Genomic DNA, 10,302 nt, shown 5'->3' with positions numbered 1-10,302 from the left:
AACACGTTGTTGGCGTCGTAGACCGATACGTTCAATGAGTTAATCACCAACCGCCCCTGCCCAGGAACGATGCCGTTAATTTCTAACGTGCCGTCCTTGTTCAGAATCCATCCTTGCTGTCCGGCGATATAGTTTGTCGAGCTGATGTAGTTGCCAATTTTGGCGTTGGTGATGGCGCCGTCCATGATGAATGCCGAGTTCATGAACACTTGGCCGCCTTGCACTGCAAACGGAACGGAAACGGCACCGCCAGCAATTGTGTTGACGATGGCGAATCGATCAGCGCTGACCAGGAACTGGCTTTGCAAACCGGCACCTGTGTTCTCGATGCCGAGACCGATGCCTGCCGCGATGTACTTGCCATCTGCGGCCACCTGCATTTTTACGGACCACATCGTGGACAGCTTGCCGGAAGTGTCGGCGTAAGCCGTCGCTGTCTCCTGAATCGCGGCTGTGTTGTCATCGACCGTCGCCGTCAACTGGGTGATCTTCGTCGCCGTCGCTGACTCGTTCGTGGCCACCACCTGCTCCAGCTCGGTGATGTTGGCCGTGTTCTCGCCAATCTTGGCGTCGAAGGTGGTGATCCGTTGGGCCATGGCTTCATTTTCAGAGGTGCGAACCTTTGATTCGGAAGCGATGGCTGCGGTACTCGTCCAGCCCTTCAGCGCGTCAGCTAAATCACCCTCGCCATTGTCGTCTCTCGACGATGCTCGCAGCGCTTCAAAGGCTGTCGCCTGGGCGGTGACCACGCCGTCGATCTCAGTGATATCGGCGGTATTGGTTGCCACCTGCTGTGCCAGGCCGTTGGCGGTTTCAACCGTCTGCCCAACGTCGAGCCAGTAATCCGGATTAGGCGGCGGTGTATCGAGTGGAACGTTGCCGGTCGCTTGATAGATCCGCTTTCCAACTACGACCAGGTCGTACTCAACGTAAGTCGCCTCCGGGTCATACGCCTTGAGGCCATCCAATGCATCGATCTGCGCTTGAAGCCCCGGGATCTTGTCGATCTCGTCGAGGATGTCCTGGCCCAGTTCAGTACGGCCGATCTCACCGGCGATCATTTCCAGAATCGCCGCCGCATCTGCGCTCGACTGACCCTGAACACCGAGCCCGATCGGGTACCATGGACCGATGTTGCCAATCCGGTCCACCAGCCGTGCCCAGAAATAAAAGGTCACGCCCGCACGCAGGCCTAGCATTGAGAAGTCGCTTTGCGGATACGACAGATCTGTCAGCTTGGTTGCAGCTTCCAGGTCGGTCGTTGGCCCGTACCATATCTCGGTCCGCTGGGTGTCTTCAGCGCCAGCTGGGAAACCCCATTTCAGATAGATGCCGAACAACAGCGGCGTAGCCGTCAGGTATGACACAGCCGGCGGCAGTCCCTGCTTGCCGCTGAGGTTAGTCAGCACCGAGTTGCGCCAGATCGACGAGATGTCGAAGGCGCTGACAGCGCGGACCCGGGCCACATAGGCGCCAGCGTAAATGCCGACGACGTCCACGCTGGTGGTGCCGGTGCGCGGCAGCTTGATCCAGTTGCCACTGTCCTTACGCCATTCCACGTCATAACTGACTGCGCCATTTACGGCGGGCCAGCTGATTGTCATGGTGGCCACGGCCAGCCCCTGCACGACCGACGAAGTCGACGTCAGCGACACGCTCGCCGGCGCGGGAACCACGGTGATCGGAATTACGCTGATTGGGCGCTCTTCTAGGCGCGCGCCAGTGTCGATGAAAGCAAACTTGCTCGGCTCGAACTGCAACGCGCTGATTTCATAGTCGCCTTCGGTGGTGCGCTTGGTGCGCAACACGCGATAGAGCGGGATAGCCAGATCATCGGCATCGAGCGCCCACTGCAACTGCGCCACCGGCGGTTCGCCGTAGGCCACGGTTACGGTAACGGCTCGGCCGTTGACGCTCTGCACGGTGCGCCCCTCAGCGCGGCCGCCGGGCAGGTTAATGATCAGGCGATCACCTGCCTTTGCTTGCGTGTCGCGGTCGAGCGTAATCACCCGCCCTGCCGCCGCCGAGATCCGGCCGCCAACCTCACGACCCGCCAGCAGCGAATCCGCCACCGGAATGATGTGCCCCGGCAGTGGAATCACGCCTTCCATACCAGTCTTGAACGAAACGGTGCGGTCCTGGTTGTTGCTGAGGATCGCCCACTTTCCGCGGCGCTGGGCCTCGGATGCACGAGTGCAGCCGATGGCACTCAGCTCGGTAGGCTTGTCGCCGTAGCGCCGCTGTAGATTCAAATCGGCAAACGGGATGACGTCGGTGTCGTAGTTGTTGGCCGGGTTGTCGTAACTAACCAGCGCTCGCGTGTACCGGGTTTTCGCCGAGGCGCTCCCATAGGAGAACTTGCCGTCGATGACGTTGGCCCGGGTGAAGACGTAGTCGAAGTCCTGCGCCCGCGGCATATCCGCCTGCATCACCAGTTGGCCCTGAGCCCAATACGTCATGCCCCGATAAATGCCGGCGATGTCTCGCAGCAGTGACCAGGCATCGGCCTTGCCTTGCAAGTTCATGTCGCAGAGGAAGCGCGGCTCGGTGCCGCCCAGGCCGTTTGGTACCAGCTGGTCGCAGTACTGCGCGATTCGGTACAGCTCCCATTTATCGACCATGAACGGCTTGATGCGCTTGCCTAGGCCGAAGCGGTCCTCGGTGCACAGCCCGTAGGTAATCCAAGCCGGATTGTTGGTCCATGCAGACTTCATGCTGCCGTCCCAAGTGCCGGTGTAGGTGCGGGAAACTGGGTCGTAATTGCTGGGGACCATCCAGCGCCGGGCCTTGCACTTCACCGTCACCGCCGGGATGTTGGTGAACTGCTCGGCATCGAACTCGATGTAAAGCAGCGCGGTATTCGGGTAGCGAAGCTTGGCGTCAATGACTTCTGTGTACCCGGCAACCAGCATAGTGTCGGCGATTCGGTTGCTGTTCTGGTTGGGCGTGAGGCGGCGCACGCGGATCTGCCAGCCGGTGGTAGCGTCTGGCAAGTCGATCCGGCGGGACCGCTCGTAGCGGGTCGTGGTCTTGCCGTCGACCGCGTCCACCAGCACCTGTTGGTAAGCGCCGCCATCGGTGGCCACGTCCACGGCGTAATCGATTCGGTAACCGACGACATTGCCCTCGTTGTCCTGCTGCTGAAGCGCTGGCCAAGCGAACCGAAGGCGAACCGCCGACAACTGGGTATTGGTGATCGAACGTACCCAGGGCGCATCGCTGCGCAGTTCGATGTTCAGGGACGTCTCGTTTTCCACGGACGGAATGCCCGGGATGTAGGTCTGATCCACAGACCCTGGGCGCCAGTCCCACTTCACGTTCGGGAAGTTGTAGTTGCCGCTGGCATCGCGAATCGGCGTATTGTCCAGAAAGATGTCGTAGTCGGTCGGGATGCCGTCGAACTCACCCTCACCCACGGCAATGAGCAACTTCGCCAAGTTGGTCGAGCGCAGGCTATCGCTGGCTTCGGTCGGCGATTTCGGCTTGCTGCTGCCGCCCTTCTCGCCGTGGATGTCAATCTTCCGTGCTGCGCCCATGCTTTCCTCCAGGCGAAAAAAAACCGCCTCTCGGACGGCCCGCTTGCTGCGTGCTGCTTACACTTTGTCTTCGGCGTAGATCGAGGCAGAGATGATCATTCCGCCCCACCGGCGCTCGCCGATGCAGATCGGCACTGGATTGCCGCTGGCCGTGGTGTTCTTCGCGCTGCCGAAGGCATAAGACGGTGCGTTTTCGGGGGATGAGCTTTGCTTCAGACCAGAAGCCTGAGGACTCAGCATTTGAATGACGCCTCCTATCACCATCGCCGCTCCCACCTGGTACAGATAGGGCGAGGCCGCTGCGAACGGGGTGAATGAAAGGACGAAGGCTGCTGCGATCAGGACTGACCCTATGATTGTTTGAAGCCCACCTGCGCGCTTGCTCCCAGAAACCACAGGAACGATACGCACCTCCCTCGTACCACCAAGGTCCAGGCAATTGGCTCCAATGTTTTTTCGATTTCGAAAAATCGCGAAGGTCATGCCCAGTCGCTCAAGTCGTTTGATTTCATCGGCGAAGCCTTCAACCGTCGCATTTAGCGCGCGAAGGACTTCGGCGCCAGATCCACCATCGAGAAGAAATGGTTTGCTCCTGAAAAACTTCTTGGCAAGAGACCCGGACAACATCACTTTCGTGGCGGGTGTGTAATGAGCAGCTGAGGCCATGCGTTCCTCCGGACAATAAAAAACCGCCCGGAGGCGGTCGCGCTTATAGCGTTGTGGGGAGGATGTCTATCTGGCCATCGCCCCCGGTAAATACCCGATACTTCTTAACTGCCCCGTCCTTCACAACTGCCTCGCGCTCGATGCGGTTAGCTCCCATCGAGCAGATTCCTGAGCCGGTATAAGCGGCTCCGACGGAGACGGAATCAGGCGGTAAATAAAAGGACGCCTTCTGGCCTGGATCGAGTTTGGCGACCTGTTTGCCCTCGATGAAAATAGCCATCGAACACATGCTGCCGGTGTGGCCAGAGTCACGAATAATCTGAAGCGTGCCGTATGCGCCTGATGGCTTGCTCTGATATGCCAGCACCTGACTCGGCGGCGCCTGGCGCGCCTGCCCGGATGGCGTTGGAGATGTTCCGCACCCCGCCAGCATCGCCACTGCCATCAAACCTATCAAAGTCCGCATGCTTCTTCCTCATCCTGAAAATTTCTGACTATAACAGTCACTCCGTTTAATCAGCTGCAGAGGCACATTTTATCAGCGCGGGTTGAAATCGTGTGGTTGTCCGCTGACCTACGAGGATCCAGTTCAGTTGACTCGATGCTCAAGCACAAGCACAAGCACAAGCACAAGCACAAGCACAAGAGCATGACTATGCTTTCTGAGAAACGCAATTGGTACTAGAAACCCGCATTACGTCTAGCCTAAACCGTCAACATCTCGATGACCGTAAACCCAAGGAGATTCTTCATGAGTTCCCCTATGTACAAGAGCGAAGAGGAGCTGCATTACCAGTTCCAGCTTGAAGCATTACGCTCACATGAAAAACATATGCGACACATTTATGGCCTACGCTGGGCAGCTTTGGCCTTGGCAGCTCTAACTATAGTGATTGGAGCAGTAATGGTTTTTATGGGCTTACAAGGATCCTTTAATTGGGCCGTCGAAGCTCCTAACTCCATTGGGGCGAAGCTAACAAATGCTTCCCCAGGGATTATTTTTGCATCCGTGGGAATGGTGATTGGATTTGTTGTTATTTTACAAAAGCCGGTTTCATACGATACAGGCGGTGCATCTGGGTTCGGGGACTCAGATAACGGTACTTTGTTGGGCGGCCCGCGCAGATGGGGTAGACGCTGACAACATGACACACCATCTCATCACAGCTTTTCGCGCAGGTACGAATTCCCAGTAACGCCCCGCCACCCGACGTTGTAGCCTTCTGCGTCCACGAAACGCCACCCCAATCCTATGCCAGCAAGCCCAAGGACTGGGATTGCGCCAATTTCGGCGCGGATAACGAAAGGAAAAGTTATATGAGCAACAACGTACAAGATATCCTGGACCACACCGGGTCATCACTTATTACCCTGAACTGCATAGTTGCAGGACTCGCCAATCAGCTAAAAACTACACAGGGTACGGCAGCAGTAGAAGCCGCTCAGGCTCACGCGCTGGAGGTTGCCAAGGCGTATTCAACAGCTGATGGCGTAGCTCCGGACATGAAATTGATAACCGACTTCTTCAATGCTCACAAATAGCGTTTAATCCCAAGGCTTCTTCAAGCCTTGAAAGCCGACGCTTGATGAGGTCGGCTTTCTCCCCTTCCGCTACCTGCGCGCTGTCCTTGATCGCGAATCTGTCAGCAGTAACCAGATTCTGACCAACGCCAACACCTATACCGGCCACATAGGGCTTTCCAGATTCCGTCATCCCCATATTCAACTTGTACATACCGATCTCCCGCGGCATTACCGCATCATGTGGTTGGTTGTGCATCTTTGTGCCTGAGGATCAGGCGAGTCCTATCGAGCCAGGGCCCGCCGAACACAATGACTTCCGATGGCCTGCCGTATAGGTGGTGCAGCAGGAATGGGCCAGGGCCGAAGGTCGCCGCATCTTCGCCTGGCAGCGCCGGATCGGCGCCGAGATAGATCCCGGCGTGGTTCGGGTGAACAGTCCGCCCCACATCCATCACGACCATGTCGCCGCGCTGCGGCTGGTCGACCCGGTAAAAGCCGGCCGCCTCGTAGTTCGCTTCGTACAGACTGGTGTTGTCCTTGCTCTCCCACCAACCATCCGTACGCTTGAAGGCTTCAAACTCCAGCCTCCACTCACGCTTGTACCAATCTGCGCAGACCTGCCAGCAGTCCCAGGCACCGTGCACGAATGGACGTTTCAGCAGCGGAACATCACCAGTCGGCACGACGGTGCGCAGATCGCCCTCCGGCCAGCTCAAGATGTGCCACGGCAGCGCGGTCGCTTCACACATGGCCAGGTCGCGCGGTGACGGCCGGCTGATTGCATCAGGGTGCGAGTGCACGATGCCAATGACTTCGCCCAGGTCTTCCGCTGCGGCGTACTGCTCCGGGTCGATTCGAAACTCTTCATTCGGCTCGGTGGAAATGTTCTGGCACGGGAAGTACTGCTGTTTGCGACCGATGCTCAGTAGCAGGCCGCAACACTCCTTGGGGTACTCGGCTGCCGCGTGCGCTTGGATCGCGGTCAGGATGTGCTTGCGCATGGTCAACTCCGGGCGATCAGTGAAACGGCAGGGAAGCCACCGAACGGCAGCGGGTTGCCCTCGCCGAAGCGAGGTATGCAGCCACGGCCCAGCGTGGCATCACACTCGTCGAGTTCTGGGTTGTCGGTGGGCACGCCGTCCTTCGTGACGTATCCGCCGGTGTATCCGCAATTCGGCCCGCGGTATCCGCCGGTGAGGCACCAGTGACACAAGGTCGTCGCCTGCCTGCCTATCGATTGCCCGCCGACATCGCCAGGGCTGGCCAACTCCCAACTGACCGTCTCCCCGTCTTCGTTCGTTTTCTGGTCGATGTACCAGACCTCGATCGTCTCTTGGGTAGGGTCGGCTGTCGGGTTGCCGGCTGGGAAGTTCGCCGCGTCCAGGTACGTGCCCAGCGTATGGCGCATGGTCAGCTTGAACTCGAGCAAGTCGTCGAATGCCAGACAAAGCGCTGTGATGCGCCCGTCGACGTTGCCGACCGAAAGCGTCGGGCGCACCGCGGTACCGTCGCCGTTCGCTTCGATACCATCGATTTGCATCGGCCAGGCGCCGTATTCGTTACCCTGCCAGTAGATTGGCTTGGCCGGGAGCTGATCGGCATCGGCACCGGCAGCGATGATCTCGGCTGCTGTGTGCGGAATGGCGTGACCGTGAAAGCGTAGGACATTAGCACCATAATCAGTGCCGTCCAGTTCGAAGAGTAGCACTTCGCTGCCAGGCTCCAGCACCTGGATATCGCTAATCAGCGGCATGGATAACCCTTATGGGAGAAATGACTGTGTGAAGGTGGTTGTGAGCGTGAAGACGCCAGCGCCGTTCGGCGTGACCGTCGGCGCTGTTGCTCGGAAGAAGCTCAGTTCACCGAGCGGCGGTGTCCAGAGGAAAGACCGGAATCCACCGTGCCGGTCGAGGAACGCCTTGATTTCAACGGCAACTGACTCGCCGACGACAAATGTCAAAGGCCAACTGTCCTGCTTATTGTTGATCCCGTCTCCAACGACCTGCTCGTAACCATCACCAAACTTAGAGGAGCGCACCCGATACTCCGGCGCGCTGGTGGGCTCGACTTTTGGGCACCAGGTGAAAGTTTCAACGGCCATTTACGACCCTCCAGATTTGCCCGCCTGGTTGCAGCTCTTGAGCAATCGCCTGCTGCGCTCCACGCTTGGCGACATCGGCATAGGCTTGTCCAACAACCTGCATGTCCTTCTGAGAGGATGTCCCACCTCCAGAAGCCATCGGAAGAGTTTCGAGGGTGGCACCTGCAGTTGTTTGGCAGCATCGCTGATGCAGATCGCGCCGCCGGCGGAGGCCAATCGCTTGATGGCCGCGACCTTAGGCTCCTGATCCAGAATCACCAAGCGGAGTGACTGGTTTTCCTTGGCCTGATCAGCAGCTGCTTGGAGTGCCTCGGCGTAGGTCGCCGGGATCTGGAATTGATCAGCCCTCGCCTCCAATTCCTGCCAGCGATCGATGATCCGGGCACGCAGTTCGACGCTGTAGCCGGAGACGACCACCAGGGTGTCACGCTGGGAAAGCAGGAATTCGCGATAGACCTGACCGTTTTGCGGGTGGACGTAGGGGGTGTCGTTTGAAGAAACGACACCCTTGGCAACCAAGACCCGGATGGTTTTCAGAACATTGTCATGCGTGCTGCCGGTGAGTTCGGCTATCTCGCGTGACGACATAGTGTGTCGAGACACGTTTTGTTCTTGCCGGAAAAGTGTCGCGACATGGCGGGTATTCCCAAACGCCAAAAGGCATTAAAGCGGCCGCAGATCTACGCGCTACAGTAATCAGCCTCATCAAGCACGGCGTGATGGACGATCAGCGTTACGCCGAGCTGTTCCCGAACTCTACCTACTCCACCTACTCTGCCACTCCCCTGTTCGGGGGTTACGCACAGACCTGGCTCGACAGCCGGGAAGTGGTCGGCGGCACGCGGAAGAACTACCGAATATCGCTCAACCTTTATTGGATGCCGCACCTGGCGCTTATACCGATTGATCAGATCAATTCTGCGATGATCCGAAAAATCGCCGGCGAGACGAAGTGGAAATCGTCGACAGTAAAGCGGTCGGCGATCCAGCGCCTGCACACGATGTTTGAATGCGCGGTGAATGATGAGCTGATCACCAGAAACCCGGTCGGCTCGATTGAGTTGCCCGCCAAGGCGAAGAAACCGGTGGACCCGTTTACGGTGGGGGAGGCGGATTTGATCATCGGGCACCTATATAAAGTGCTGACCGGTTCGATGCGGGTTTACGCGGCCTACTTCGAGTTCGCGTTTTACACCGGCATGCGACCAAGTGAGATAGCGGCGCTGCGCTGGGATGAGGTGAATACAGAGGGGCGCGTCGCCAACGTGTGCAGAATCGTGGCTGACTACAAGATCGAAGAGCGCACGAAAACCCGAGAGGCGCGTCGAGTCATGCTGAATAGCAGGGCATTAAATGCTGTTGAGGTGGCCAGGGAAGTGGCCGAATTGAGGGCGAAACAGAGCCGACGCCAACACAAGCAGTCACCGTATGTGTTCCCGCCAACCAAGAACTTTGAGTTCATCCAGCAGGCAAGCGTGACCGACAAACACTTCAAGGCAGCTCTGGTCGCACTGAAGATCAGAGCCAGACGGCAATACAACTGCCGGCACACTTACGCTACCATGTGCCTAATGGCAGGCATGAACCTCGGGTTCATTGCGAATCAGCTCGGCCACAGCGTGCAAATGCTGCTGACGACATACGCCCGGTGGATCAACTCCAGTGAAGACTGGAGTGAAGTCGGGAAGCTGGAGCAAAGCCTGATTGGTACAAAATTGGTACAGACAGAAACCGTACCCCTCTAGAACCCATACGGAATAAAGCTCTGTGACATTGGAACAGAATTACACCGCGATTCTCGGCCAATTGGGCGAGGACGTCTCCCGCGAGGGCCTGCTCGACACGCCAAAACGTGCCGCCAAAGCCATGCAGTACCTCTGCCGTGGTTATGAACAGACGCTCGAAGAAGTCACCAACGGTGCCTTGTTCAGCTCCGACAACAGCGAAATGGTGCTGGTCAAGGACATCGAGCTCTACTCGTTGTGCGAACACCACCTGTTGCCGTTCATCGGCAAGGCGCATGTTGCCTACATTCCGAGCGGCAAGGTTCTGGGTCTGTCAAAAGTCGCGCGGATCGTCGATATGTACGCCCGCCGCCTGCAGATCCAGGAAAACCTCAGCCGCCAGATCGCCGAGGCGGTCCAGCAAGTCACCGGCGCCGTGGGCGTCGCGGTGGTGATCGAGGCCAAGCACATGTGCATGATGATGCGCGGTGTGGAAAAGCAGAATTCGACGATGATCACCTCGGTGATGCTCGGCGAGTTCCGGGAAAACGCCGCGACCCGCAGCGAGTTCCTCAGCCTCATCAAGTAATTCGCTGCACGAAGAAAACCGGCATTCATCGCCGGTTTTTTTTGGTTCTTCACGGAATCCCGGGAAACACAGAAACAAGAACGCCGATTTGATTGATGATGTTCGTGCGAGCAAACACATCTAACAAACCGGCGTTCTTATGCGCGATATTAATACTTTCCT

Annotated in this window: 12 protein-coding genes; 4 read left to right on the top strand and 8 right to left on the bottom strand. The window is 57.9% G+C overall.

The genetic code is table 11. The features are described from left to right. The 3 genes from ACRESJ_RS17420 to ACRESJ_RS17410 form a co-directional block, all read right to left on the bottom strand. A partial coding sequence (locus ACRESJ_RS17420) for a host specificity protein J (RefSeq protein WP_431759009.1) occupies positions 1-3,536 on the bottom strand: 3,536 nt, incomplete at its 3' end. Between the two features lie 57 nt (positions 3,537-3,593). Then, positions 3,594-4,202, bottom strand: a complete 609-nt coding sequence (locus ACRESJ_RS17415; RefSeq protein WP_431759008.1) for a tail assembly protein — start codon at positions 4,200-4,202, stop codon at positions 3,594-3,596. 43 nt (positions 4,203-4,245) lie between these two features. Continuing rightward, positions 4,246-4,668 (bottom strand): hypothetical protein, encoded by a 423-nt coding sequence (locus tag ACRESJ_RS17410; protein ID WP_431759007.1) that lies wholly within the window; start codon positions 4,666-4,668, stop codon positions 4,246-4,248. A gap of 285 nt (positions 4,669-4,953) precedes the next feature. Here ACRESJ_RS17410 and ACRESJ_RS17405 point away from each other — a divergent pair, with 285 nt between their 5' ends. Continuing rightward, entirely contained in the window at positions 4,954-5,343 is a 390-nt protein-coding gene (locus tag ACRESJ_RS17405) for a hypothetical protein (RefSeq protein WP_431759006.1), read from the top strand. A 176-nt stretch (positions 5,344-5,519) separates the two neighbouring features. Continuing rightward, complete coding sequence (locus ACRESJ_RS17400; RefSeq protein ID WP_431759005.1) at positions 5,520-5,744, top strand: hypothetical protein; 225 nt, start codon at positions 5,520-5,522, stop codon at positions 5,742-5,744. Here the strand turns inward: ACRESJ_RS17400 and ACRESJ_RS17395 are convergent. Genes ACRESJ_RS17395 through ACRESJ_RS17375 form a run of 5 tightly spaced genes read right to left on the bottom strand, consistent with a single transcriptional unit; the run spans position 5,728 to position 8,415 of the window. Then, positions 5,728-5,937, bottom strand: a complete 210-nt coding sequence (locus ACRESJ_RS17395) for a hypothetical protein (protein ID WP_431759004.1) — start codon at positions 5,935-5,937, stop codon at positions 5,728-5,730. The genes ACRESJ_RS17400 and ACRESJ_RS17395 overlap by 17 nt on opposite strands. A 25-nt stretch (positions 5,938-5,962) precedes the next feature. Next, positions 5,963-6,727, bottom strand: a complete 765-nt coding sequence (locus ACRESJ_RS17390; RefSeq protein ID WP_431759003.1) for a C40 family peptidase — start codon at positions 6,725-6,727, stop codon at positions 5,963-5,965. Between the two features lie 2 nt (positions 6,728-6,729). Continuing rightward, positions 6,730-7,479 carry a phage minor tail protein L gene (locus ACRESJ_RS17385; protein WP_431759002.1) on the bottom strand — a complete coding sequence of 250 codons (750 nt, stop codon included), beginning with the start codon at positions 7,477-7,479 and terminating at the stop codon, positions 6,730-6,732. A 9-nt stretch (positions 7,480-7,488) separates the two neighbouring features. Continuing rightward, positions 7,489-7,827, bottom strand: a complete 339-nt coding sequence (locus tag ACRESJ_RS17380) for a phage tail protein (protein ID WP_431759001.1) — start codon at positions 7,825-7,827, stop codon at positions 7,489-7,491. Beyond that, positions 7,828-8,415 carry a Rha family transcriptional regulator gene (locus ACRESJ_RS17375; RefSeq protein WP_431759000.1) on the bottom strand — a complete coding sequence of 196 codons (588 nt, stop codon included), beginning with the start codon at positions 8,413-8,415 and terminating at the stop codon, positions 7,828-7,830. Positions 8,416-8,546: 131 nt separating this feature from the next. Between ACRESJ_RS17375 and ACRESJ_RS17370 the strand changes: the two genes are divergently transcribed. Together ACRESJ_RS17370 and folE are read left to right on the top strand one after the other, a co-directional pair. Continuing rightward, on the top strand, positions 8,547-9,572 hold the full coding sequence (locus ACRESJ_RS17370; protein WP_431758999.1) for a tyrosine-type recombinase/integrase: 1,026 nt from the start codon (positions 8,547-8,549) through the stop codon (positions 9,570-9,572). A 22-nt stretch (positions 9,573-9,594) separates the two neighbouring features. Then, a complete protein-coding gene (gene folE / locus ACRESJ_RS17365) occupies positions 9,595-10,140 on the top strand; it encodes a GTP cyclohydrolase I FolE (protein WP_431758998.1) in 546 nt (181 codons plus the stop codon). Positions 10,141-10,302 lie beyond the last annotated feature (162 nt).

This window comes from Pseudomonas sp. (assembly GCF_050739655.1).
Lineage (GTDB): Bacteria > Pseudomonadota > Gammaproteobacteria > Pseudomonadales > Pseudomonadaceae > Aquipseudomonas.
This window is presented reverse-complemented; position numbering and strand designations above follow the sequence as displayed.

Bases quoted from the DNA above. Each gene is read 5' to 3' on its own strand.
- ACRESJ_RS17415 (WP_431759008.1), bottom strand. From the start codon at position 4,202: ATGGCCTCAGCTGCTCATTACACACCCGCCACGAAAGTGATGTTGTCC.
- ACRESJ_RS17410 (WP_431759007.1), bottom strand. From the start codon at position 4,668: ATGCGGACTTTGATAGGTTTGATGGCAGTGGCGATGCTGGCGGGGTGC.
- ACRESJ_RS17405 (WP_431759006.1), top strand. From the start codon at position 4,954: ATGAGTTCCCCTATGTACAAGAGCGAAGAGGAGCTGCATTACCAGTTC.
- ACRESJ_RS17400 (WP_431759005.1), top strand. From the start codon at position 5,520: ATGAGCAACAACGTACAAGATATCCTGGACCACACCGGGTCATCACTT.
- ACRESJ_RS17395 (WP_431759004.1), bottom strand. From the start codon at position 5,937: ATGTACAAGTTGAATATGGGGATGACGGAATCTGGAAAGCCCTATGTG.
- ACRESJ_RS17390 (WP_431759003.1), bottom strand. From the start codon at position 6,727: ATGCGCAAGCACATCCTGACCGCGATCCAAGCGCACGCGGCAGCCGAG.
- ACRESJ_RS17385 (WP_431759002.1), bottom strand. From the start codon at position 7,479: ATGCCGCTGATTAGCGATATCCAGGTGCTGGAGCCTGGCAGCGAAGTG.
- ACRESJ_RS17380 (WP_431759001.1), bottom strand. From the start codon at position 7,827: ATGGCCGTTGAAACTTTCACCTGGTGCCCAAAAGTCGAGCCCACCAGC.
- ACRESJ_RS17375 (WP_431759000.1), bottom strand. From the start codon at position 8,415: ATGTCGTCACGCGAGATAGCCGAACTCACCGGCAGCACGCATGACAAT.
- ACRESJ_RS17370 (WP_431758999.1), top strand. From the start codon at position 8,547: ATGGACGATCAGCGTTACGCCGAGCTGTTCCCGAACTCTACCTACTCC.